The sequence below is a fragment of the Ktedonospora formicarum genome, from assembly GCF_016587355.1.
Taxonomy (GTDB): Bacteria; Chloroflexota; Ktedonobacteria; order Ktedonobacterales; family Ktedonobacteraceae; genus Ktedonobacter; species Ktedonobacter formicarum.
Genome location: NZ_BNJF01000003.1, coordinates 104615 through 129139, shown reverse-complemented (window position 1 = coordinate 129139; position 24525 = coordinate 104615). Strand labels below are relative to the sequence as shown.

Sequence of the window (24525 nt, the reverse complement as noted above, 5' to 3'; positions counted from 1 at the left end):
TAGGGAGTTTTACTGTTTACGTTGTTGTTGTCTGCTGCCGCAAGATACATACAAACTCAGCACGAACAAATGATTCAGGCCGGTATGCAAAGGTCATTAATCAAGTCAAAAATTGTTTTGATCTTCCTTGGCGAAATCATCATCTCACGCCAATTGACAAAAGCAGGAATTCATATTATCATTTTCATGAAAAACGATAGGTATAACATAATATATGACTACAACAAAACTCATCGATGTAGCGCGCACTGCTGGTGTCTCTCCAACGACAGTCTCGCGCGTATTGAACAATACGGGGCCAGTCAACGAAGGCACACGCGCGCGCGTGTTAGCAATCGTTGCCGAATTAGGCTATAAGCCAACCGGTGGAGTACGACCACAACCTAGAAAAGAGCAGCGCACTATCGCCCTCCTTATTAGCGATATTCTTAATCCTTTTTTTCCTGAAATTGTACGCGGGGTCGAAGATGAGGCAGGCACGAATGGATTGACTATGCTCCTTTGTAACACGTCAGAAGACCCGCAAAGAGAGGCCCAGGCGCTCACGACACTCATTGAACGCCAGGTGGATGGAATTATTGTCTGTGCTTCGCGTATTGAGAGTAGCGCCCTGGTTACGCTTTATGAGCAGAGCAAGATCCCCCTCGTGATCATTAATAAAAATCTTAATCATCCCGAAATTCCTTGCGTCCTCATCGATTTTGAAAACGCGGCTTATCGCTCGACACAACATCTACTCAGGCTCAATCATACACGCATAGCGTATCTAGCAGGCAACAGTCTTGCCAGCCCTTCTTTAGCCAGAAGGCGAGGTATCGACATGGCACTTCGCGAGAGGAATCGGACATTGCAGCCTGAATGGTGCCCTACCAGTTTTCCTAACGTTGAAGGAGGATTTCAGGCGATGAGCTCACTCCTCTCGCGCCCTCGTGCCGAACAACCTACCGCTGTGATAGCTTACAACGATATTATGGCATTAGGCGCCCTCCATGCTATTCGCACATACGGATTACGTGTCCCAGACGACATTTCGGTCGTTGGTTGCGATGGTATCGTGATGGCGGCTCACTCCAACCCACCTCTCACCACTATCGACCAGCCAAAGTATCGTATGGGACAACTAGCCATGCAGATGCTTCGATTGCTCATTGAAGGGCGGAATGTACCGAGCAGCGGCTACACACTCATGGAAAGCCCCTTGATCGTACGGGAGTCTACCGCCCCTTGTGTGCCTTAAGCCAACAACTAGCTCCCACTCCATACACCATCTCTCTCTGGACTCTTCTCCCTCTTTGCTTTCATGAAAATATTACATATATTTTCACCTTCCATTGAGTAAGCCCCGGGAGCGCAAACAACACATTTGCGCTAAAGCCGGGGAAGAACCTGCATTTACGAGCTCATATTAGAGAGGTTTGTTCTTTTTTACTGACACTGGTATGCGCAGGCTTTACAAGGCCAAAGGTGAAATCACTGAAAGTGCTCCTTGACAGAAGGGGTAATCATATGCTACCTTCTGAAAAGTAGTGAAATATTTTCACCTTTTTCTGGTAACTAGCTGGCATTAACAAGGAAGGTGTGTCGCAAGAAAGATCAGTACTTCCCTGGCAGGTATATTTACACACTACCGCATGACAGAGGAGTTATATCGGGTAGTGCGATCAAGCGCGCTTATGGCAATTCGCGTCAAACTACGGTGACTTGTCGTCAGAATAGTACTTATCAAGGAAGAGGTACACAGTGCAAATGGTGAAGAACCCGCTAAGGTCGCCAGTTCTCCGTATCGTATTTCTAGGCATGGCCTTTCTGCTTGCTGGATGCAGCGGAACTGGAGGATCGCCTAACACCAACCACCCCATCATATTACAGGTAGTCGATGCCGGAGGATATACCGCGCAAGTAAAACCCATGCTCGACGCCTACCAGAAGGCTCATCCTGACAAGGTATCAAAGGTCGTCTATCCTGCACGCATTCAGGCCCCCCAACTTCCTGGCAAGCTCAAGGCCGAAGAAAATGCCGGTAACATCCAGGATACACTTATCATTACTGGCTATGATGCTGTCGCGAGCACTATTCAACAGGGGCTGGTCGAACAACTGACACCGGCTCATAACGACAAATTCCCTAATCTCGACGCAAACTATCTGCCCGCGGCAAAGGCTTATAACGACCTGGCTCAGGGTTACGGCCTGGTGTTTACCTATACACCAAGTGGCCCCGTCTTCGAGTATAATCCAGCTAAGGTGTCCAATCCCCCCACAACCATTGAAGAGCTACAAGCCTGGATTAAAGCCCACCCACACCAGTTCCTCTATGCGCGTCCCTCAAACTCTGGACCCGGACGAACAATGTTGATGGGCCTGCCCTATCTGTTAGGTGACAAAGACCCCAAGGACCCGATACATGGCTGGGACAAAACATGGTCATTCCTTAAAGATGCAGGCTCCGCTATCGATGCGTATCCAACACGAACCGGAGACACAATGAAAGCCCTTAGCACTGGTGAAGCCTCAATCATCGCCAGTACCCTGGGATGGGATATTAATCCCCGCTACCTCCAACAGGTCCCCGCGGGAGACAAAACTTTTGTCCTTAAGGACACGACCTTTGTGGCCGATGCGGCCTTCATGATGATGCCCAAGGGACTGGACCAGGCACGCCAGAATGTCATGCTGGACGTGATGGCCTGGATGCTTCGACCAGATCAGCAGGCATATAACTACGATTCTGGATACTTCTATCCCGGTCCAGCAGTAAAGAACGTGCCAATCTCTCTGGCACCAGCTAGCAGCCAACAAGTTATGCAACAGTACGGTCGCCCAGAATACGACACGCTCATTAAAAACATCAAAATCGAGCTGCCATTGAAAACTGACCAGCTCGTAGCAGCTTTCCAAAAGTGGGATAGCGATATTGGTAGTGGCAAATACCAAACTTCTTAAGGCTTTAAGCGAAGACTGTGGTGCAGGAGGAGAATTTCCTCCTGCATCTTGCTAGAACCGAATACACCATCAAACCAGGACACAAGAAGCATGAAGAAAATAGAGAAGCTCGTGATCAAGGGCATGACGCGCCGCTTTGGTGATGCGATAGCCTTACACAACTTTACCCTCGAAATAGCTGGCGGTCAGTTTATTACCCTGCTGGGTCCTAGCGGCTGCGGCAAGTCCACAGCGCTCAATTGCCTCGCTGGACTCCTTGAATTGACTGAAGGCGAGATCCTACTCAATGGTGCACCTGTCCAACACTTACCAGCGGAAAAGCGCGGCTTTGGCATGGTTTTTCAGAACTATGCCCTGTTTCCGCATCTTACCGCACAACGAAACATCAGCTATGGACTGGAAATTCGCCGTGTTCCCAGAGCTGAACGAGAACAACGTGTCCGTAAAGCCCTGAATATGGTCCATTTGCAGGATTTCGGGAAACGCTATCCAACCCAGATGAGCGGCGGGCAGCAGCAGCGGTTAGCGATTGCGCGTACGATTGTTCTGGAACCTTCTCTCCTTCTTTTAGATGAGCCGCTCTCTAACCTGGATGCCAACCTGCGCAACGAGATGCGTATCGAAATTAAGCGCTTACATACTGAGCTCGGTCTGACAACCGTCTATGTGACGCACGATCAATCCGAAGCCATGTCGCTCTCAGACAAAGTCGTCGTCATGCGCCAGGGTCGCATCGAACAGATTGGGACGCCACAAGAAATTTACAATCGCCCTCAGAGCCTCTTTGTCGCCAGATTTATGGGGTATCTCAATCAGTTCCCTGGCACAGTTATAGGAAGAGATGGCGAGTACTGGCTCATTCAGACGGCATCCGGTGTGCAATTTACCGCCAGTAGTACAGCGGCAGAGAGTACCAACTGGCAAACGGGGCAGCGTGTACTGGCATGCATACGTCCCGACGAAACACTGGCTGATCCGTTGCCCGCCGAGAACCACGTCCAGGGCCATGTGCGACTGGTGGAATATGTGGGGCGAGCATATGAGATTCTGGTGCAACTTGCGGACGAGAGAGGCACACAATTGCTGGTGCACAGTGCCCACGCGCCAGAAATTGGCACTCCGCTTACATTTGGCGTGCAACCCGACAGGCTTTTGCTCTTCCCTGACGACGAAATGACAACAGGTCACACCAGCGAGGAGCAGGATCTAGTAGATGTCGCGGCGATGAGAGTCGAGAGATAATGCGATGGCAGATATACCTCATTCCTCCGTACAGCGCAAGATAAACAGGCGCGGACTTCCTTTCAAGGTCAATAGCAGCGCGGTGTTGCTCTCGCTACCAGCGATCATGCTGGTACTTATGCTGTTTTTCTATCCTTTGCTCTTCGGCCTTGATATCAGCTTACGTTCAAGCGAGCAGGCACCGTCCTGGAGCCCGACAAACTATTTCCAGTTTTTTAGCAATTCCGACCTGGTTGCCACCATCTGGACAACCTTTCGTGTCGCCTTGCCTGTGACCCTCTTTAGCGTGCTGGTCAGCATTCCCCTCGCCTATTATATGCGTCGAGGAATTAAGTTTGAACGCCTGCTCACCGCAATTTTGATTCTGCCCATCACGCTCGGAAACGTTATGGTGGCCCAGGCGATGCTGGACTATTTCTCGCCTACCGGTTGGTTCAATCGCGTGCTCCTCTTGCTACACCTCATACAGCAACCCATGCTCCTGTTGCATCACTGGCTCGCGGTCGAGATCGCGCTCTTTATCCAGGGCTTTCCCTTCACCTTTTTGTTGATCCTGGGCTATATGTCAGCGATCAGCCCGGATCTGGAAAGGGCCAGCCGGATGCTAGGAGCGAGGCCGTGGCAAACCTTCTGGCGCGTTATACTTCCCCTCTCATTACCGGGTATCGCGGTCGCGTTTTGTCTCAATTTTGTTGCCAATTTTAGTGTTTTCCCTTCAGCGAACCTGGTTGGAGAACCATCGCATGAGACGCGCGTGCTGGCCATCGCCGCCTATGAAATGGCCTTTACCAATTACAACATCCCGCTTGGCACGGCGATATCGTTGATCATGGGCGTTATTGAATTGCTGGTGATTGCATTGGTCCTGTGGTTGCAACGCAAAACGGCACGTGGCGCGACCATCAGTGGCGGCAAGGGGGTATAGGCAATGAACATTGAGGTTTCCCAGAATACTGTCACCAGTACCACGAACAATGTGCCAACTCGTTCCTCGGAGGAGCCACGACGTCAGAGACGCAGGGGACATTTCTGGAGTATGCTCGCCTTTTACACTGCGATCGGCTTCTTTATTCTTAACATTCTGGCCATGGTCTGCACAGTTGTGCTCGACTCGCTGGGCAAGCAGTGGTTCGCGACCTGGCTTCCGGAAGGACTATTTACTACACAATGGTACGCCTTCGCATTTAGTGACCATGATATTGTGCAACTCCTCTCGAATACGCTCATTGTCGCGCTTGGCGCAACCTTTATTTCCATGCTTGTAGGCTTCCCCGCCGCCTACGTGTTGGCGCGTCAGCAGTTTCGCTTCAAGGGAGCGCTGATGGGCTTTTATCTGTTACCAATGCTTGTACCGCCACTCGCGTATGGTATTCCGCTCGCGACAGTTTTGCTACGCTACATTGGTGGCGAATTACCAGGCGTCATTCTCATCAATGTTGTGCCCACGCTGCCCTTCGTTATACTCATTCTCGTTCCTTTCATCGAACAGGTGGATATCTCGCTGGAATCAGCCAGTCATATGCTCGGCGCGAATCGCTTACAAACGTTCTGGCGAATCGTGCTCCCCCTGGTTATGCCAGGTTTGCTCACCGCGGGCATACTGGCGGTTGTGCGCGTTATCGCGATGTTCGAGCTGACCTACCTGGTTGCCAACGCCGATGCCGGAACTCTCATCGTCACCCTGTATGGAGATGCCTTTGCTTCGGGTATGCGGCCAGAGCAAGCAATCAACGCGATGGCTGTCGTCTATATGCTCACCACCATGGCGCTGCTGATCATAGCGCTCTGTTTCGTCAAGCCGACGCAATTCGTTGTGCGCTTGAAAGGGAAGTAACAGTATTGAAAAATGCTAGCAAATGTTAGCATAATTTTCATTTATGCCCCTACTGCGAGAGGCACGGGGTGGTAGGGTAAGAGGCCAGGTCTTGGCTTTCCCAAGAACACCAACCCCCCCTCCGAACAGTGCTGGCGCATTTCTACGCACACTGCTCTCCAAGAGCCTCATTCGGCTGAATGGCAATCTTGCCTTGAGGTAAGCTCGTTTTGAGGGGAGGAAAGAGACCATTTCAAGCTCGCCTCATGTGAAGATTGCCATTCAGCGTTTTTTTCACCTCCCTCGACTTTCAAAAAGCCCTGATCCTGATCTGTGCCGCTCTTGACAATACCCATGGCTGTAACTGTACTAGTTATAGGAGGAGAGAAAACGCATGAGTGCAAATAGCCGTTTTACCATCGCACTGCATATCTTAAGCTGGATGACTCTCGCTGCACGACAACGAGAGATTGTGACCTCAGAACAGATTGCGGCCAGCGTCAATACCAATCCCGTGTTTATTCGACGGATTCTTGGATTGCTTGAAAAAGCACATCTGGTCATCGTGCAACATGGGACAGGGGCAGGCTGGAAATTGGCTCGTACGCCCGAAGCGATCTCGCTGCTGGATGTCTATCAAGCCGTCGAGCAATCGCCGCTCTTTGAATTGCACCATAGTCAGCCCAACCAAACCTGTCCTGTGGGGAAAGGCATTCAGCCAGCCTTAACACGCTTTTATGAGGATGGCGAGCGCGCGCTGAAACAGCAGTTCGCCCAAGCGACGGTGGCTGACGTTTTGCGTGAAACGCTCACCCCTTCGTCCTAAAACCAGGCCCTTTTCAGAAAGGGCTTTTTTTGGGCTGAACGGAAAACTTCACTGGAGCAGGCGAGCTTCGATTCTAGTTAAATAAGCGGCAGGATGTTTGCGAAAACGCTACTGCTGCCGACGAGCCTCCTCCCGCTGGCATAATTGTCGCCGCAGCTCGCGCCAGCGCTGGTAATCCCTGGGCCGCAGTTCATCCACTGAAAAGATCTGCTCTTTGCTGGTCACCGCAGCCATCACGCGCACCGAGCCTTGAACAACGACGCCGGGAATGGCTCCCCGCCGACCGGTGGCGCGTCGTTCATGCACGCGCGCGACCCCAAAGCAGTGCTCCAGGTCATTGTTGGTGCGTGGCAGGCCCACGATGTCATAACACCGAAACAGCCCTGCTGAGAAGTTGTCGGTAATGTGGCAAAAATGCTCAAAGGCCTCCGCAAGCGGCCCCAGAGAAGCAAGGTTCTCTCGCATCTGGGCAAGCAGGGTCAGATATCTTTCCCGAATGAGTTGAGCGAATTCCTGTGATTCGTTGGCCAGGATGGCTTTGGCTTGATCCAAGAAGCCGTACCCATGCTCAAGCGGCGGCCAGAGCCCGGCTGTTGCCTGCAACCCTTTGCCGAGCATCTGGTGCAATTGCTTTAACGCGGGGGGCAATCTTTTTTTCCCTGCACTCGCTCGATGGAGTTGCTGATCTGGGTAATGCGTGTAAATTTGGGAAATAAACGGCTCTTCCGCGAAGTTGATGAATAGCACTGATTGCTTGCTTGTCATTGAACGCTTCCCCGTTTACACTTGTCGTAGATGATGATGGATGGATGGAACAAGACGACAAGGAGCGTTCAATGGCGAGCCAGGTTACCTCTTTTCTTCCCGATCCGACCTATTTGCATCTCAGCCATGTAGAAGCGTCCGGGAGCGCCATCCTGATGGTGGTGAGAACCATTTCCGACCAAGCGTGTTGCCCTGTGTGCCTGATCCCAACTGCTCATGTCCACTCTCACTATATCAGGCTGATACTGACGGGTCATTCCTCAGAATCATCGAGGTTGCGCAAGAGCCTGGGAAATGTTGGGATTTACAAATAGTCATTGTCTGATGGCATAAAAAGAGCAATTCTCATGAGGCCTGTGGCCTCAGATCCTGCAAAAAGGTTTTCATCGTGACCTTGGCCGCTGATGAGAGGACATCAAAACGTCGTTGAACCAGCCCAAAGACAAATTCTTCATTCAGGTCTGCAACGGGAAGCGCGACAAGCTCAGCACTCAGGCTTGAGCGCGTCATGCTCGGTGGCAGGAAGGTGACGCCAATTCCCAACTTGATAAGCGCCTTGAGTCCTTCGATGAGATCCACTTCTACTACTGGTTGCACAGGAAAGCCGTGCTGCTCATAAACACGCTCGATCACCCGGCGCGCTCCGAATCCTTCGCTTAAAAGAAAGAGGGGCTCGCGGGCAACCTGCTCAAGCAGAATGTGTGATCCTTTCAACTGTGCCAAAGGATGGTGTGGAGCGACAAGGACGTGCAGGCGATCGCGAAAAATCTCTTGCACCATCAGCGTCTCAGGAGGTTTTCCACGATCAAAGGTCATCCCGACCACAACAAAGTCTAGTTGTCCTTGCTCAACGAGTTGGAGCAATTCGTCTGTTCCACGTATACAAATCTGCAAGCGAATATGGGGATAGCGTTGGTAGAAGCGCGTAAAGATCTCTGGCAGCCTATCGAAGGCAAAACCCTCAATACAGCCCATCCGCACCAAACCTCGTTCGCCTTCGTGTAGCTCGGTCATCGCCTGCTGACCCTGGTGCAATGCCTCCAGCGCATGCTGTGCATACACAGCAAACTCACGACCTGCTTCAGTTAAATGGACGCGTTTGTGAGTACGCTTGAAAAGCTCGACCCCTAGATCCGCCTCCAGTGCCGCTATTTGGCGACTGAGCACCGGTTGGGCAACCGAGCAGAGCTCTGCTGCACGCCGAAAATTGTTAGTCTGTGCAGCAGCCAGAAAATACGTGAGCTTGGGAATCTCCACCACATACCTCTCTCTTGCTGAAAAAATGTTGATACCTTCCAGGTATCAGGAAAACAGAAAAAAAGTATTGGACAAATCAACTGCTTCTCACTATACTCGCTACGACGGCCCCTGGCAAGAAGAACTGTACGAAAGAGAGACATGATGCGTTCAGATCAGATCAAGCTCGGCTTCGAGCGTGCTCCTCATCGTGGTTTGCTGCGTGCAACCGGTGTAGTGGGTGAACAGGATTTCAAGAAGCCATTTATCGCGGTGTGTAATTCGTATGTTGATATCGTTCCCGGTCATGTTCATTTGCAGGCCTTTGGCAAGGTTGTCAAAGAAGCTATCCGTGCTGCGGGCGGCGTTCCCTTTGAGTTCAATACCATTGGTGTTGACGATGGTATCGCCATGGGTCATATTGGCATGAAGTATTCGCTGCCCAGCCGCGAACTGATTGCCGACTGTGTAGAGACCATGATCGAGGCTCATCGCTTCGACGGTATGGTCTGCATTCCCAACTGCGATAAGATCGTTCCCGGCATGCTGCTGGCCGCGATGCGTCTGGACATCCCCACGATCTTCATCAGCGGTGGTCCAATGAAGGCCGGACTGACCGCCGACGGGCGCAGCGTCGACCTGATCAGCATCTTCGAGGGCGTCGGAGCTTACCAGGCGGGCAAAATGAGCGAGAGTGAGCTCACTGAACTGGAGCGGGTTGCCTGTCCTACCTGCGGCTCCTGTTCAGGTATGTTCACCGCCAACTCGATGAACTGCCTGATGGAGGCACTTGGTCTGGCTCTGCCCGGCAATGGCTCCTACCTGGCTATCTCTGAAGAGCGCAAAGAGCTGGCTCGCGTGGCTGGTCGGCAGATCATACGCCTGATCGAGGCCAACCTGACCCCGCGTCAAATTGTCAACCAGGAGAGCATCGATAACGCCTTTGCGCTCGATATGGCTATGGGCGGCTCGACCAACACCGTCCTGCACACCCTGGCTCTTGCTCGCGAGGGCGGCATCGACTACTCGCTGGAGCGCATTAACGAGGTGGCGGCGCGGGTGCCCCATCTGTGCAAGGTCAGCCCCGCCGGCAAATGGCACATGGAGGACGTGGATCGCGCGGGTGGCATCAGCGCGATCCTCAAGGAACTCGCGAAGAAGCCCGGCACGCTCAACCTGGATCGCCCAACGGTGACGCTGCGCACTCTGGGCAAGAATATCGCCGAGGCCGAGGTGAAAAATCCTGAGGTGATCCTGCCCATCGAGGCCCCACACAGCGAGCGCGGCGGCCTGACCATTCTCTTTGGCAATCTTGCCCCCGATGGGGCCGTGGTCAAGGTTGCGGCGGTGGACCCGATGATGATGAAGCATGTTGGCCCGGCAAAAATTTTTAATTCGCAGGAAGAGGCCTGCGCGGGTATTCTCAACAGGCAGGTCAAAGAGGGCGATGTGGTTGTGATCCGTTACGAGGGCCCGCGCGGCGGTCCCGGCATGCAGGAGATGCTGGCTCCAACCGCCAATATTGTGGGCATGGGTCTGGGCGATAAGGTCGCGCTGATTACTGATGGTCGCTTCTCTGGGGAACTCGCGGTGCCTGTATCGGTCATGTCTCCCCGGAAGCTGCAGCAGGCGGTCCCATTGCCGCACTAGTAGACGGAGATCTCATTCACATTGACCTGGTCGAGCGCCGCTTGGATGTTGCGTTAGCGCCGGAGCAAATAGAAGAACGTTTGAAAGAGGTCAGGCCGATCAAAAGACGTGTGAAGAGTTCCTGGTTGCGCCGCTATGCCTCTCTAGTCACATCGGCCAACACAGGAGCCGTCTTAGCCGATCCAGGAGATATCTAAAACAGGTGAAGGGCAACCATCCTCATCTGCTGTTCTCAAATGTGGTGTCAATCCCAGGATACTGTCGGGAGAAATGGGTACAGGTGTCTGGGTGGGCAAGCGGTTTGAAAAGACGGACTTTCGGCAGGGAAGGGTGTAAATCCCAACATTCCCAGGCTCTTACGCATCCTCGATGATTCTAAAAACAGATGAGATACGAGGAAAAGCATAAGTCGCTTAGTGAGCAGACTTTGACCCCATTCGTTGCTCTGCTTGAGCTTTCTATCATCGAGGTTGCGTAAGAGTCATGTTATGGGTCAAAAATAGCCTGGACACAATATGGGTCAATTTCATAAAGTTGTCCAGGCTCACAAAAAACTGCAATCTCATTGGAATGTAAAGCATTTAATTCCGTGATTTATACCCTAGAAATCCCAAAGCAAGGTACTATGCCCCATTCTTCAGCACATTCTTGAGACGGAGAAGGGAATCTATTCGCGTCCAAACGCCCACGCCACCATGAGCAGGAACTCTTTTCGCCAGAACGCGCCGCCGTGCGATCCGACTCGCTCTTTCATGACAACGTCCGCACCTGCATCGCGCAGCGCGTCCGCCCACCTCGTAGCGTTCTCAAGGAAGAACGGCTCTTGCGTGCCGGCAACAAGGTACGTGCGCGGAATCCGAGGAGGCATCACCTCAGTCGGTTGGTAGCCCGCTCCTGGCGAGGCGCAGAAGATCGCACCGTAGACGTCCGGGTGCCGAAGCCCCAGGGCCAGCGCCAGCTCGCCGCCCGCCGAGGCACCGAACACTGCGGTGCGTTCAGTGGGCAGCGCTCCTGCAAACCGCGACGCTGTCCATTGGCGGACGTCTTTGACGAAGAACTTCTCATGTGCCGCGAACCGTTCCGTGTTAAAGACCGGCGAGTACTCCTGGAGTCGCAGATTCTCGTCCGTCAGCCCGTGTACACCGACGATCATCGTGGATGGGACGTCGGCTGCCTCGAGGAACCGGCCCCACTGCGAGATACTCTTCCCGTCACCGGCGAAGACGACTGCCTCGGGCGGATCTGGCGGGACGTACACCGTCACAGGCCTCCCACCGTCGTAGTCGAACGTCTCGGTCACAAACTCTCCCGCGATTGCTCGGTCATTCATTTTCGCACCTCTGCTTCATATTCGATCATTTACAAATGATAGCTTACCGCTCTATTGTTGTATTGCCCAAATTGTTCCTTGCCTGATCCACAAGGGGCCTTTGTTCACGCGCGCGATGCGCAGCGGTGTGTGAGGGGGATAGATGACGAACTCGCCCCGTATGGTTGCCTTTCTGGTTGCTCCGCACGCCGGACACTGGAGCTTTTCCACTCCTGTCGCTCGGATTTGTGCTGACTGAAGTTCCACAACTGTCCCAGAAAAAGGACAATTCTCCGCACTCACTTTGTCTTGGGGTTCACCCACCTCAAGGCAGATGGGCTGTTGTTCGCCAACACGAGACTTCTGCTGAAAAACGAGTTTTGACACATATCCTAGGATATGTGTCACTGGCGAGGACAAAGAGATTGGCGAATCACACACTAGCTTCATGTGCTTGGGTCTGTTCAAATGAGCTCACTCTTCGTCCTGAACGGATCATGCGCACTGTGTGGAGCAACCATGGTCACAAGTTGCGAACGTGGATGGATCGGTTGCACTTGGGATCTGTTGAGTTTTTCCACCGAAAGTGACCAAGACCCGATTTTGTACTGAAGGGTGGAATTTGACGCTTCAATGCCTGGAAAACTGCTCCATATCTAGGAACGCATCAGCGAAAGTGGTCAATACCTCGAATGCTCCAAACAACTCCCGCGTCCTTGTCGTCTGGATATGGTCCGATCATCATGGTACATCTGCTAGATCGTGAGTCGATTGATGACCAATCAGGTTCAACAGGCCATCTGCTAAAGACCCACGCCAACAGAGAAATTCATGACCGCCGTTAAACTCGGCGTAATGCACCTCATAGCCTTTTAGAGCCAATACATCACGCAGATGTCGGTTACTGGGAACTGTTGCAGCGAGTCTGCCTTGTTCCTGCAAACCAGCCTCCAAATAAAAGCGCACAGGAACACGGGGACTCGTGATAAATTGCTGCGTGAGCCACTCCTGCGGAATATTCGTTTCAGAATCAGTGTTCCATTGGAACTGTCCCGATTGCGACAAGACATTCCCAAAGAAGTTTGAGGCTCGTAGACCAGCGAAGGCGGCAGCTAATCCCCCATAGCTTGATCCAGCTATCGTCGTCTGTGCTGGATCATGAGTCACGGAATATCGCTCATAGACCCATGGCAAGAGTTCCTGTGTCAAAAAGTCCACAAAAGGTTGGTGACACGGTAACTCTTGGTTGCGCGTTTGACCGAGAGTGTCGATCAGTACGGTGACAAGTGGGGGGATTTCCCCTTCGTGCAACAGGTTATCCAAAATCGTCGGGGTGGGGACCAGATGAAGATATTCCCCTCCATCAAAGAGCAGCAGAAGACGGTAGGGTTCGCTGCTCTTTGTGTATTTTGGTGGGGTATAGACCCAAATACAGCGCTCATTGTCGAGGATCTGGCTCCGCAGACGATGCCGTTCGACCTGACCCTGTGCCACACCTGGGCGAGGAAGAATCCAGGTTTGGCGAGGAGCCTGCGGCAGTTCAAGAATAGACATCACGAGGTCTTGTGCTTTGGGGTCTTCTTCATCCTTTGGATAGGTAAAGTGGCGCGTATTCAATGGATCGGGAACCAGTCGCGTCCAAAACTCCTGGTACTGGATGGGAGTCAGAGGATCGTTAGGAGAAAACTCATAGGTGGTGCGCAGGTCTGCTCGCAACCAATATGTCTTGTACCAGAGATCAGTATCCAGGAGGCGAGTCATCTGGTGGTCCGTGGGACGTTCCCAACTGGCAGGGCCAATAAAGACCACGACACTGTGTGTGTTTCCATGTCCGCGCCAGAGGAATGTGACTAGAACGTGTGTGTCATCCCCTTCGATGGCTTCAATCAAGGGAGCGCCATGCGCCGCCACATCCAGCCAAAACGCTTCAAGAGCTGTGGTGTTTCCTGTGAGAAGGAGGTGTTCGAGTGAAATCATACGCGGACTTACCTGCATTTTTGGAGAAGCCATCTCATATCTCTTTTCTCGTGATTCTTTCCTTAACGGCGGCGTCGAGGGTCATGTCCATCGGCTCAAACTCTTCAAACGTCAGGGCTAAGCCCGTAATCTCCTTCTCCTTCCTCAGCCAACGAGCTCTCTACCAAGCCATGTTGAAATTCTTCGGCTTTTCTTTCATAGGCACCTTGTAAATCGGTTAAGGATAGTTCGCCTACGTCAGCTGGTAGCTGAGCGAGATCAGCTAAATGGGACAGCCTCGTACACCTCAATATTGGCATTCGCCAAGCCCGGGCACTTTTGACCATTTGGCTGCGGCGTCAAGGCTCTCGGCTTCCAGAATGGAGTAGCCGGTGAACTTTGACGCTCCCGCCATCGATCGCTCACTCTACCAGATTGCCCCTCTCCTTGCAACAAAACCACAGAGCTTTCAGCCACGACCTATAAAGGGCATTCTGTTTGCCATCACGGTGACAAACGGGACATTGACATCGAGTGGCAGGCTCGCCATATAGAGCACCGCCCGCGCAACATGATCGGCATCCATCGTTGGTTCGACAGCAACTGTGCCATTGGCTTGGAGTACCCCATTTTCCATGTTGGCTGTCATCTCGGTTGCCGCGTTTCCGATGTCAATCTGCCCACAGGTAATATCAAATGGGCGACCATCCAACGCCGTTGATTTGGTGAGGCCGGTGATCGCATGTTTGGCCGCCGTATACGGGGCGGAATTGGGTCGGGGGGTATGCGCGGAAATTGACCCGTTATTGATGATACGTCCGCCGTGCGGATGTTGCTGCTTCATCATCCTGAATGCGTGCTGCGTGCAAAGAAATGTTCCCGTCACGCAGGTATCCAGCACACGACACCACTGCTCATACTTGAGGTCTTCGAGCGGGACGGAGGGCGCACCCACACCTGCATTATTGAATAATACATCCAACCGTCCGAATTTGTCCTGCGTTGCCGCGAATAACGCCGACACAGCTTCGGGGTCGCTCACGTTTATAGACATCACCAGCGTGCGCGACTTCGGCACACCAGCCTCCTGAACCGTCTGCTCTAAGGGTTCGACTCGGCGGCCTGCTAGCACGACGGAATATCCAGTTTCCAAGAGCAGTAATGCCGTTCGTTTGCCAATGCCAGTTCCAGCACCAGTCACGAGAGCGATACGACCTGTTCCATTCATGCGTCTCTCTTCCTTTTGTGGCATTCTATTCTTCGATTTTCTGTATGCGTCCTATCTGTCCATCGACAAGCCGTACCTTGATCCCATGCGGGTGAGAAGCGGATGTAGTCAAAATATTCTTGACGATTCCACGGGTCAGTTTTCCCGTTTGCTGGTCTTGCTTGAGGACGATTGACACTTCGATTCCCGAACGTATATCTTGACGGGTGCGTCCATCTGGCATTCAGTTTCGCTTTCTCCTACCATTCCTGGTGAAGAGATATCTATTTTATCAGAGTGGATGCGCAAGTGTTTCCTGATTTTCACAATCACACGTTGGATGTGATGTTCCCATCCACGAGTCCATTGTTGTCTGCTGCTTTCAGGAGAGATAATACATCCGAGCCACTCACTTTTGAGCGAGTGGACAGACCGGTTACGCCTATTGTACTCTTCAAAAGGCGCGGCTGTCCATCTTTGAGTCTATGTGGGTGTGCTACACTCGACAACGACGCCATTGAACACAGGGCTCTCTCAGTCCAGGAAGGTATGAACCACGAGAGATGTGAACTTCTAAGTTCTTCGACTTTATGAAAGCGCGTCCACAGCAGGACTGATACAGAGCGTGTACCATAAATCAGTTGAACCTGACCCTAAATGAACGAGGCAAATTTGGTAAACAATTTTTACGTTGCGTGAGGTGTTCGACGTACTTTTTCTGCACTCACTGTGGATTTGCGTACTTTTTCTACGCTGACCATAGCGTCGTTCCACATTACAAGGATCCGAGCGAGAAAGCCCTGCTCATTGATGACAGGGATGCATCGCCGTTCCTTGTAAGGCGGAGGAGAGGGGCGGATCCTCGCAACAGCGGATGTCGGGGCACTTGACGAAAGGTCACCATGCTACTATTCTATAGAACATATGATCCAGATACAAAACGCAATGCACGAGAGATGGGATGATGAAGCGTCAGGCTGCAAGCAACCACACACAAGCACCCACCATCCGCACCCCACGTTCCTGCTGGAACTGCCCCTTGCGGTGAACGCCGGGCAGGCCAAGCGAGTGTGTGCCCATCTGGAAGCTGCCCGACAGCTCTACAATGCTCTCCTCTCCCTCGGGCAGAAGCGCCTGCGCCGTATGCGGGATGATCCCGCTTGGCAAGAGGCCCGCTCCATTTCTTGCACCCACAAGGCGGAGCGAGCGGCGGCGTTCTCCGCCTTGCGCCAAGCCCACGGCTTCACCGAAGCTGCCCTGCATCAAGCCGTCAAAGGCTTGCGCATGAGCTGGATTGCTGAACACATTGAGGCGGTGCTTGCCCAAACCCTGGCGAGCCGCGCCTACCATGCTCTCAATCGTGATGGAGTTCTCGTTGGCATGTTCCCTCTCTTGGCCGGATGCAGGCATGCGAGCGCCTTAAGGCGCGCATCTAAAGCTAAAGCCTCCTAATGGGAATAGGGAATTAAGACTTAAGACAAAAAGATATAAAGTCCTAAGATTTACTGTGAGAAACAGTAAGTCTTAGGACTTTGCCTTATGATGAGAGCAAATGAGTAGCTAAGCGAGACATTGATGCAAGAGAGCATGCCACGCGTCCACATCCTTTGAGATAAGTTTGCTTGGAGATATATATGTAGTATGTACTTAGTGTTTTGGTTGTTGTCCTTTGAAGCCTCCGCGTTAAAGAGAAGGTGAAACACCATGTCCTTGAGAAGTAAAAGCGTTGTCCTACTCTTCCTGAGTGGGCTGCTCACCCTGTTACTCATGGCTGGCTCTCCGATATCAGCTTCTGCTGCCAGTGCCAAGGTAAGTGTGCCTACAGAGGTTTTTGGAGAGCACCAGCAGATCCAAGGCGGCCCTGGTTTTATAAGGTCCTACAGTGGCTATGATTGGTCTGGTGAGTATGGCCCTATCAAACAGTACCTGTTTGAGCACAGACGTATTGCGGCGAAGGCCTTTTCAGGGTATGACCCGATCACAAAGTACCAGTATACACACGACCCATTCTACCGCTGGTGCCTCGATCGGGGCGGGACGATACAAGCTTACGACGGCCACGAAGGGTGTTCATTATCGGTGACATTCTAAAAGAGAGAAACTGAGACCTCCCCGCGCGAAAGTAGCGGGAGTTCCAGGAGGTCGGCCCACGCTTCCAGTTCCTCACCTTCCCAATACGGCTGGTATCGGGCACACGAGGGAATGGGATCTACTGGATCAAGATAGGCAGCCAGAAGCGCTGAGTAGAGATCACGTTGCACAGGGCCCACACCACATTCGCACTGGTGCCAACACTCTGAGAGCGGTTTCTTCACTCGCCTGCCACCGCCATGAAACCATTGACTCAGCGCGGTGGTGCGTGTGGAAACTTCGACCAGGGGGCTGCCCGTGCTTGCAACCCCCAAAGGGGGCACGGCGGTGCGGTAGGATAGGCCGCCAGCGAGGTACTGGCTCACGCCAGCCCTTTTCCAACGGCCCTCCCCGAACCATGGCATGCACGATTTCCATGCACCAGGCTCTCCAGAGGCCCGCGTCTTATCAACGCAATTCCCACGATGGTCTGCTGACACATCCGTGCCAACCATTGCTTCTTGAGTCTGGCCTCCTGTTCATTCCAGCTTGGGATATGTCCCTCCGGTGGAGTATGAGATCGCTTATTACCAGGGGATGATCACTTGACTCCCCTTCTGGTCTGCCCTCATGGGTTCACTTGTATCTTAAGAGAGGGAAGGATCGGATACACTTGGAGGGAATCGAGACGAGGAGGAGAAGAACGGTGAACTTGCGGGTTCACTGAGATCCCGAGCTTGCTTTGGAGATGAGGTCCCGTTCTTCTGTGCCGGCATCGCAAACCGAACGGTATCTGAGGCATTCCCGGCTGGAGAGGTCGGCAATGAGCCTGTATTCACAAGTATGGTTCTGATCCGCGCTCCCTGCCTCTCGTCGTCAAGTGGAACAAGGAAAGGAGCTTCTCATCAATGAGCACCCTACTTCCTGCTCTCGGCTTGATATGGCCAAAAGCACCTTCGATGTCCATCTGCTCACAGAAGTAAAAGCCAACTCACACCACTTTGCCAACACGCCACAAGGATTTGATGCTCTCGCTGTCTCAGTGCAACACCTACGAAGTGGCCAAACCCTTGACAAGGAAGACGGTATCTCCAAAGGAAGGTTTTATACATTTTCTGTTTCTTCTGCAATGTCCCCAATTGGTCATTTCTGCGTTTTTATACATGCCATCATGATGGAAGGGTTTCTATTGATCAAGAGTAAATGACCCACATTCTGTAAGAAAGACAATGTGTGCATGAACAATAATCCACACCTTCTCTTGTGGGAGGAGAGAAGTCCGGAGGAGGCGGAGGCACAGCTTCTAGAAGCTGCTAAAGCCAATCCTGCGGACTTTGCCCCGCTGTATTTCTGCTATGAAGCGCGTGTCTACCGCTACTTACGCACACGTGCCAGCAATGATGAAGACGCAGACGATCTGCTTCAGCAGGTGTTTCTCAACGTCCTTGAGGCTTTGCCTGCGTATCGTGCTCGTGGTATTCCCTTTGCGGCCTGGCTTTTTCGCATTGCTCGCCATGTCGCGATCGATCACTATCGTCGCAGCAAGCGGAGCGAACGCTGGGACTTTCTCCCAGAAGAAATGCACGCTTCAACGGAGCAGAGTCCTGAAGTCATCGCGTTGAAACAGGAGGATCAGGTTCGGCTGCGAGGTTTGCTGGCTCAGCTTCCTGACCAGAAGCGCGAGCTGCTGGCACTCCGCTTTGCGGCCGGGCTGAGTACCGCTGAAATCGCTCAGGTAGTCGGCAAAAGTCATGCCAGTGTCAAAAAACAGATCACGCGCCTATTACACTCTCTGAAGGAGCAATACCGGTATGGATAAACACGAACTCCAACAACGCTATCCCGATCTCTTCGATGGGCAGGAAGATGCTGCATTCCACCAGCTCATTGAGGCATTAGACACTACCTATCAGGCGTCAGTTCCTTCCCGGCGCGCTTCGTGGTCACTCATTCAGGCCCGCTTCAGACTCGCTCATACGCCAAAAAGAGTTCTGTCACCAATCCAGTGGTTCACAAGGCAACCATCGTGGTCTGCGCGCAGCCTGGGAGTCATCGCGGCCCTGCTCGCCGTGCTGCTCATTGCAGGAACTGTGTATGCAGCGGTCTCCCCCTTCTTACGCCAAGTGCTCTTTTCCAATCCTGCGACCCATTCCCTGGTGCAAAACAATCTGTTCCATTCCATTCATCAGTCGCGGACGGTTGCTGGGGTCACCATTACCATTGAAGCAGCCTACGCGGATGCGAACGAGTTGATTATCGCCGATACCATCACCACCGCTGATGGGCATATCATCCTCTGGAATGAGAACCGTACCCCAGATCACAATCAGCTCTCGGTGCTGCGTATTGTGGTTTCAGAAAAAGATGGCACCGTTCTGGGTGATACCGACAGTGGGAAGCTCATCGTGGGGGGAGTGCCTCGCAGTTCAAGGAGGATCATCGTGGGGCCGAGGCATTTTATGTAGATACGAACGGGATTACTGGCAATCCCCAGCAATTGGATATCCAGGTGAAAATGGACGTAGGCACAGGTGCAGCCTTTCGCACACCGAAGGTCCTCGGCTCAGCGACGTTCGATTTCTCTGTTCCGTTTCACGCTGGAGGCATCATCAACCTGGGTCAGAAGCAGACCGCAGATGGGGAGACCATTACATTACAGAAGGCTGTGATCACGCCCTCTGCTGTTCGCATCTTCATCAGCGGTCAGCAACCGTGGGGGAAAGCAAGTCTTTGGGCGACGGTGAACGTTGCGCAGGACCCCAAGACGTATCAGGTGCAGGCAGGCAGTCCTCAAGTTGATGGCACCTTTCTCTTTAGCTTCCCCAATGACCAACTTTCTGGGAAGCATGGCACCTGGATCTTGACCGTCATGGAGCGGGAAAATCACCCAGGAGGGAGCATCAGGACCTGGACCTTCCGCTTCACGGTCGTATAAGTTCCTGGAGAGCGCGGGGGGAGCCATATTCCCATCCCGCTTGCAGGAGAGACATGTCTTGTCTCGAGGCGTGGAAAGGAGAGGCCTGAAAGAAGGGAGAGGTCGCTAGATCCAGTTTCGTGGGCACGGAGCATGTTAGAGCAGAGCTGTTATTGTTGCCTCCATCCCTGCATACGGCTTTCATCCAAGTGCTGGTGCCGTCTGAAAGGGCTGTCACCTGCAAACGGGATTACGTTGAACTGCTTGAACATCCTCAATACGAATGGAGCGAGGAGAGCCCAGGAGACTATTCTGAGCTCTCCTCTGGCTCACGGTGACCCAGTGTGGGAAGAGGCAAGTGGTGGTATCCTCCAAGAGAACCTGCCCCCGGATCTCGATGGTTGCGATGACCTCACATTGTTCAGTGAAGCGGGCTGCCGCCTCTCGTCTGGCGTGGACGTGCTCACGCTGTGTCTCAAGACCCAGGGGGAGCGTAAACCGGGGACAGTGTGCGTGCCCTTCGTCGCACAGTCATGGTATGTCGTGACTAGCAGTATCATGCCTTACAACGTGCCCGAGAGCGCATGCTTTATCTACGAAGAAGGGTTGTAAATCTCAGCACGGAAGTTGCGGATGAGCCAATTTGATAGAGCGTTACGGTCGACGAGAGGATCGCTCCCCTCGCCTCCGCTTCAAAACCGGACGTGCGACGTTAACCGCATCCGGCTCCTCAGTCAAAGAGTCCTTGTCATGGATACTGGTGATGAGCCAGCTTGAAAGCCGTTCTTTCCGCGCCATAGCCATTCACTCGTTACTGTTGCTGCCTTGCGGCCCTGGCAGGGTTCACGGTGCCTTCGGATCTCAACGCTTCCTGGTCCGCTTTCTTCTCTTTGACCGTCCCCACGTCAGCATATCCTGAGCATTACCTCAGGCTTTCGCTTCTTGGGGAATCCTTCCAGCCATGCCATAGGGTTGACACCTTCTCTGTTGCCAGAGAGAACATGGCTGGTTCCCACGTTCCTGAGCTTCGTTTTGCGTCGTTTTAGGCTGGTCCTATGCACCGGGTTTATCGGGAGTGAACCCTGGTCACTTAGGGGTATGCCAGGTCCCTATCCTTTACCAGTTTGGTCAAGCCACTACTCCACGTCGGCTTGTTCTCAGTTACGATGCCTCAACTAGACCTTCGCTTGCGCTAGCCATGACGACCGGCTTGCGGGGATGATCCCGTTGGAGTCGGGACGTACCCGCTTTTCTTCCCGCTTCAGCAGATTGAGCGTCAGTCTCGCCACTGGGGAAGATGCATTTCCCTGTTCACAAGGGGTTGGGAATTGGCTTTCTGCCGCGCCCAACATCGAAACTCAAGTTATCAAGGATCACTCCTTGTCGATCATCCCCCGATAGTTATCGGTCTCGACCGAACGTGTCGCACCCCTAAAGCTGAGATATACTCGAAGCTTATGGCGTCTGGATGAACGAGTGCGCGTATGATCCTGCTCGCTCCTTTGCTCCGACCGTCTGAAAACGCTGTTCATGAACATCCCCCTTTATCGCCGCTCTGGCGAAACTTCATCACGAGCAGACGCTTCCAGCTTGCCTCTTCACATCCATCAGAAGCAGGCCCCAGCAGGATACATTCTCTCAACTCTCGGCTATTTCCAGGTCAAATTGCCCCATTCACTTTACATACCGGTTTTTATTCTTTTATACTATATTTAGATGGGTAGATTTGAGCGAGGAATGACAGAACAACCGGAAGAAATGGACCTTCTTTATGCGTTTTGGGACCCGTTTGCGCGAGGAGCGATTACGTCGGCATTTGTCACAAGAGGAACTGGCAGAGGTGCTTGCCCTCTCCGCCAGGAGTATTCGCCGTTGGGAGCAAGGACAGACGCTTCCCCAACCCTCTGTCCGGCTCCAACTCTGTCGCTTTTTTGGGCTGCGCCCCGAAGAGCTGTTTGAAGATCAGGAGGCCTCCATACCTCGCACACCGTTGTGGTGTGTTCCCTATCCACGCAATCCCTTCTTTACTGGTCGAGATGAGCTCCTCACGTCACTTCACACCTCTCTGTACACTGATCAGGAGGAGACGTTCACCCATCCGTACGCGCTCCATGGGCTGGGTGGCGTTGGGAAGACGCAGATTGCCTTGGAGTATATCTACCGGTTCTCCCAGACGTACCGTGCCGTCTTCTGGATTGGGGCAGAAACTGCCGAGAGCCTTGCTCTGAGCCTGCTGCAACTTGCCGAGACGCTCCAATTGCCAGAACGAGACGACAAGGACCAGCAGCGCATCATCACAGCAGTCCGTAATTGGTTGACAGAGCATGATCAATGGCTTCTCATTTGCGATAATGTGGAAGATCTGGGCATGTTGGACCACATTCTTCCATTCGCACAACACGGGACGGTCTTGCTCACGACGCGTCGGCAGGTGTTGGGAACACGGGCACGAAGCATTCCCCTCTTGCCAATGGGGCACGAGGAAGGACTGCTGTTCCTGTTGCGCCGCGCCAGAGTGCTGGAGGCGGAAGCGACCCCTGAGCACGTACATCAGCTTGCTGGGCAACAGCCCACCCAGCACGCGGCGGCAACGGAACTGGTCGTACTGATGGGGGATTGCCTCTGGCGCTCGATCAGGCGGGGGCCTACATGGAAGAGACGCGGTGCGGCCTGCCCGCCTATCTGGAGCTTTTCCGTACTCAGCGTGCTGCTCTTCTCCAGCAGCGAGGCGAGGGGGCGGGGGCACAGGATCACCCGCTGCCAGTTTCGATCACGTTCGCGCTCGCTATCACCGCGACGGCCGAACGCCACCCAGCGGTACGAGACTTTTTGCGTGTCTGTGCACTGCTGCAGCCGGAAGCGATCCCTGAAGAGCTCTTTCGCCAGGGGGGCAAGCATCTTGGAGCAATGTTGGAGGTGGCATGCCGCGACGCGCTGGAATGGAATCGGATTGTTGCCCTCGCGTGTTCCTATTCCTTGCTCTCGCGCCAGGCTGAAACACAGACGTTCTCAATCCACCAACTGGTGCAGGCGGTGCTCCTGGATAGCATGACCGAGACAGAACGGGAGGAGTTGACCCAGCACGTTCTTCACGCGTTCGAGGCAGTGTTTCCTGAAGTGGAGTCGACGACGGAGTATTCCGTCTGGAAACAATGCGAACGGCTCGTGCCACATGCGCTTCCGAGTTTACACCGAGCGGCAGCCCCTGAACGCTCACTTACCCTGGCATCCCTGGCGTTCAAAGTAGCACAGTATTTGCGTGAGCGCGGGCAATATGAAGAGGCAGAGCCGCTCTACCAGCGAGCGCTCCATATGCGGGAACAGGGTCTAGAACCAGATCATCCCCATATAGCTGCTTCCCTGAGAAATCTAGCGGTCCTCTATTGGCGAGAGGGCAAATATGCTGAAGCAGAACCGCTCTTTCAGCGAGCTTTGTCCATAGTAGAACGAACGCTGGGGCCAGATCACGCCCAGGTGGCTGGAGCACTCAACAACTTAGCGCTGCTCTACAGCGATCAAGGCAGATATGCGGAGGCAGAGCCGCTCTACCAGCACTCATTGCACATTTTCGAGCAAACCCTGAATCCTGAACATCCACAACTTGCCTTAGCGATCAATAACCTAGCGGCGCTCTACGCCTTTCAAGGCAGGTATAGAGAAGCAGAACCGCTCTTTCAGCGCGCGTTGCATATCTGGGGCAGGCTCTGGGACCGGAGCATCCCGTAGTGGCTCAATCCCTTCATAATTTAGCCGAGCTCTACCGGTATCAGGGCAAGTATACGGATGCGGAACCGCTCTTTCAGCGGGCACTCTCTCTCCGTAAGCAGCATCTCGGTCAGCGCCATCCATTGACGGCAGAAACGTTGCGCGATCTGGCACTCCTCTACCGCGATCAAGGCAAATACAGAGAAGCAGCACTCCTTTTTCAGCGAGCATTACACATCCGGGAGCAGACGTTGGGGCCGGAACATATCTTGGTGGCCCTGGTGCTTCAAAATCTGGTCGAGCTCTACTGGTATCAGGGCAAGGGTAGAGAAGCGAAATTGCTTTATCAACGAGCGCTGCGTATCAGTGAGCAGAACCAGTGGGCTACGGACCCCAGTTTACCCGAGACGCTCAATGGACTGGCAAACTTTTGCCGAGATCAGGGAAAATACGCAGAGGCGGAGCCACTTTACCAACGAGCGCTCACTATGAAGGAACAGCTTTTTGGTCAGCATCACCCTGAGACGGCACAAACACTGCACGATTTGTCTGTCTTCTTTCAAAAGCAGGGCGAACTGTATAAAGCGTTCCCTCTGGCTGATCGGGCCCTCAAGATCCGCTCACAGGCCTTGGGTGATGATCACCCCAAGACAGCCGCCACCCGAGCGCTCTATGCCCAGCTTGTACAAGAACCAGAGGCAACATAAACGGTTGTGTTGCAAGAAATCTGGGAGGCTGGGACAGGTGAAACTGGTATTGTCAACTTGGCAATAGAGCTGAACAATATGCTAAAATCGTTTCATGAAAACAAATGGGATTGTCAACTTATTTGTGTGTGCCCACTAATGGGCGGAAGTGTTGTCTAGAAGGACTCCATTTGGATAACGAT

General features: G+C 53.1%; 21 protein-coding genes and 5 pseudogenes. 18 read left to right on the top strand and 8 right to left on the bottom strand.

What is annotated here, in order from left to right; genetic code table 11:
• The first annotated feature begins 214 nt into the window (after positions 1–214).
• The 6 genes from K3T82_RS26850 to K3T82_RS26825 all read left to right on the top strand — a co-directional run bounded on the left by K3T82_RS26850 (position 215) and on the right by K3T82_RS26825 (position 6824).
• Complete coding sequence (locus tag K3T82_RS26850) at positions 215–1237, top strand: LacI family DNA-binding transcriptional regulator (protein ID WP_220196638.1); 1023 nt, start codon at positions 215–217, stop codon at positions 1235–1237.
• Between the two features lie 509 nt (positions 1238–1746).
• Entirely contained in the window at positions 1747–2943 is a 1197-nt protein-coding gene (locus K3T82_RS26845) for an ABC transporter substrate-binding protein (RefSeq protein ID WP_236031657.1), read from the top strand.
• Between the two features lie 90 nt (positions 2944–3033).
• Positions 3034–4185 carry an ABC transporter ATP-binding protein gene (locus K3T82_RS26840; RefSeq protein WP_220196636.1) on the top strand — a complete coding sequence of 384 codons (1152 nt, stop codon included), beginning with the start codon at positions 3034–3036 and terminating at the stop codon, positions 4183–4185.
• 4 nt (positions 4186–4189) lie between these two features.
• A complete protein-coding gene (locus K3T82_RS26835; protein WP_220196635.1) occupies positions 4190–5110 on the top strand; it encodes an ABC transporter permease in 921 nt (306 codons plus the stop codon).
• Positions 5111–5113: 3 nt separating this feature from the next.
• Positions 5114–6019 carry an ABC transporter permease gene (locus K3T82_RS26830; RefSeq protein WP_220196634.1) on the top strand — a complete coding sequence of 302 codons (906 nt, stop codon included), beginning with the start codon at positions 5114–5116 and terminating at the stop codon, positions 6017–6019.
• A gap of 373 nt (positions 6020–6392) precedes the next feature.
• The gene (locus K3T82_RS26825; RefSeq protein ID WP_220196633.1) at positions 6393–6824 is read left to right on the top strand and encodes an Rrf2 family transcriptional regulator; all 432 of its coding nucleotides are present in this window, start codon (positions 6393–6395) and stop codon (positions 6822–6824) included.
• Between the two features lie 108 nt (positions 6825–6932).
• Here the strand turns inward: K3T82_RS26825 and K3T82_RS26820 are convergent, their stop codons facing one another.
• Positions 6933–7589 carry a hypothetical protein gene (locus K3T82_RS26820; RefSeq protein WP_220196632.1) on the bottom strand — a complete coding sequence of 219 codons (657 nt, stop codon included), beginning with the start codon at positions 7587–7589 and terminating at the stop codon, positions 6933–6935.
• Positions 7590–7660: 71 nt separating this feature from the next.
• Here K3T82_RS26820 and K3T82_RS26815 point away from each other — a divergent pair, with 71 nt between their 5' ends.
• Positions 7661–7903, top strand: coding sequence for a hypothetical protein (locus K3T82_RS26815; protein WP_220196631.1), 243 nt, complete (start codon positions 7661–7663; stop codon positions 7901–7903).
• A 31-nt stretch (positions 7904–7934) separates the two neighbouring features.
• On the opposite strand, the gene K3T82_RS26810 is transcribed toward K3T82_RS26815, so the two are convergent.
• A complete protein-coding gene (locus K3T82_RS26810) occupies positions 7935–8849 on the bottom strand; it encodes a LysR family transcriptional regulator (RefSeq protein WP_220196630.1) in 915 nt (304 codons plus the stop codon).
• A 141-nt stretch (positions 8850–8990) separates the two neighbouring features.
• Here K3T82_RS26810 and ilvD point away from each other — a divergent pair.
• Positions 8991–10672, top strand: a pseudogene (gene ilvD / locus K3T82_RS26805) (dihydroxy-acid dehydratase).
• Positions 10673–11142: 470 nt separating this feature from the next.
• On the opposite strand, the gene K3T82_RS26800 reads toward ilvD, so the two are convergent.
• The 4 genes from K3T82_RS26800 to K3T82_RS26785 all read right to left on the bottom strand — a co-directional run bounded on the left by K3T82_RS26800 (position 11143) and on the right by K3T82_RS26785 (position 15191).
• Positions 11143–11805, bottom strand: coding sequence for an alpha/beta hydrolase (locus tag K3T82_RS26800; protein ID WP_220196629.1), 663 nt, complete (start codon positions 11803–11805; stop codon positions 11143–11145).
• A 720-nt stretch (positions 11806–12525) separates the two neighbouring features.
• On the bottom strand, positions 12526–13794 hold the full coding sequence (gene fes, locus K3T82_RS26795; protein WP_220196628.1) for an enterochelin esterase: 1269 nt from the start codon (positions 13792–13794) through the stop codon (positions 12526–12528).
• A 415-nt stretch (positions 13795–14209) separates the two neighbouring features.
• Entirely contained in the window at positions 14210–14968 is a 759-nt protein-coding gene (locus tag K3T82_RS26790) for an SDR family oxidoreductase (protein ID WP_220196627.1), read from the bottom strand.
• 25 nt (positions 14969–14993) lie between these two features.
• A complete protein-coding gene (locus K3T82_RS26785) occupies positions 14994–15191 on the bottom strand; it encodes a YwbE family protein (protein WP_220196626.1) in 198 nt (65 codons plus the stop codon).
• 770 nt (positions 15192–15961) lie between these two features.
• Between K3T82_RS26785 and K3T82_RS47960 the strand changes: the two are divergent.
• Both K3T82_RS47960 and K3T82_RS26775 read left to right on the top strand, forming a co-directional pair.
• Positions 15962–16309, top strand: a pseudogene (locus K3T82_RS47960) (AAA family ATPase); the annotation flags it as partial.
• Between the two features lie 342 nt (positions 16310–16651).
• Positions 16652–17038 (top strand): hypothetical protein, encoded by a 387-nt coding sequence (locus K3T82_RS26775; RefSeq protein ID WP_220196624.1) that lies wholly within the window; start codon positions 16652–16654, stop codon positions 17036–17038.
• 68 nt (positions 17039–17106) lie between these two features.
• On the opposite strand, the pseudogene K3T82_RS26770 reads toward K3T82_RS26775, so the two are convergent.
• A pseudogene (locus K3T82_RS26770) lies at positions 17107–17346 on the bottom strand (AAA family ATPase); the annotation flags it as partial.
• A 908-nt stretch (positions 17347–18254) separates the two neighbouring features.
• Between K3T82_RS26770 and K3T82_RS26765 the strand changes: the two are divergent.
• The 4 genes from K3T82_RS26765 to K3T82_RS26750 all read left to right on the top strand — a co-directional run bounded on the left by K3T82_RS26765 (position 18255) and on the right by K3T82_RS26750 (position 20543).
• Positions 18255–18836 (top strand): RNA polymerase sigma factor, encoded by a 582-nt coding sequence (locus K3T82_RS26765; protein ID WP_220196623.1) that lies wholly within the window; start codon positions 18255–18257, stop codon positions 18834–18836.
• The gene (locus tag K3T82_RS26760; RefSeq protein ID WP_220196622.1) at positions 18829–19482 is read left to right on the top strand and encodes a DUF4179 domain-containing protein; all 654 of its coding nucleotides are present in this window, start codon (positions 18829–18831) and stop codon (positions 19480–19482) included. Before K3T82_RS26765 ends, K3T82_RS26760 begins: the two co-directional genes overlap by 8 nt.
• A gap of 50 nt (positions 19483–19532) precedes the next feature.
• Positions 19533–19952, top strand: coding sequence for a hypothetical protein (locus K3T82_RS26755; RefSeq protein ID WP_220196621.1), 420 nt, complete (start codon positions 19533–19535; stop codon positions 19950–19952).
• A gap of 234 nt (positions 19953–20186) precedes the next feature.
• Positions 20187–20543, top strand: coding sequence for a hypothetical protein (locus tag K3T82_RS26750; RefSeq protein WP_220196620.1), 357 nt, complete (start codon positions 20187–20189; stop codon positions 20541–20543).
• A 42-nt stretch (positions 20544–20585) separates the two neighbouring features.
• On the opposite strand, the gene K3T82_RS26745 is transcribed toward K3T82_RS26750, so the two are convergent.
• The gene (locus tag K3T82_RS26745; protein ID WP_220196619.1) at positions 20586–20729 is read right to left on the bottom strand and encodes a hypothetical protein; all 144 of its coding nucleotides are present in this window, start codon (positions 20727–20729) and stop codon (positions 20586–20588) included.
• Between the two features lie 973 nt (positions 20730–21702).
• Here K3T82_RS26745 and K3T82_RS50905 point away from each other — a divergent pair.
• The 4 genes and pseudogenes from K3T82_RS50905 to K3T82_RS47945 form a co-directional block, all read left to right on the top strand.
• A pseudogene (locus K3T82_RS50905) lies at positions 21703–22308 on the top strand (helix-turn-helix domain-containing protein); the annotation flags it as partial.
• Positions 22309–22580: 272 nt separating this feature from the next.
• A pseudogene (locus K3T82_RS50900) lies at positions 22581–22934 on the top strand (XRE family transcriptional regulator); the annotation flags it as partial.
• Between the two features lie 45 nt (positions 22935–22979).
• A complete protein-coding gene (locus K3T82_RS47950; protein WP_236031592.1) occupies positions 22980–23657 on the top strand; it encodes a tetratricopeptide repeat protein in 678 nt (225 codons plus the stop codon).
• Positions 23657–24343 carry a tetratricopeptide repeat protein gene (locus tag K3T82_RS47945; protein WP_236031591.1) on the top strand — a complete coding sequence of 229 codons (687 nt, stop codon included), beginning with the start codon at positions 23657–23659 and terminating at the stop codon, positions 24341–24343. The genes K3T82_RS47950 and K3T82_RS47945 overlap by 1 nt, the downstream gene beginning before the upstream one ends.
• The last annotated feature ends 182 nt before the right edge of the window (positions 24344–24525 follow it).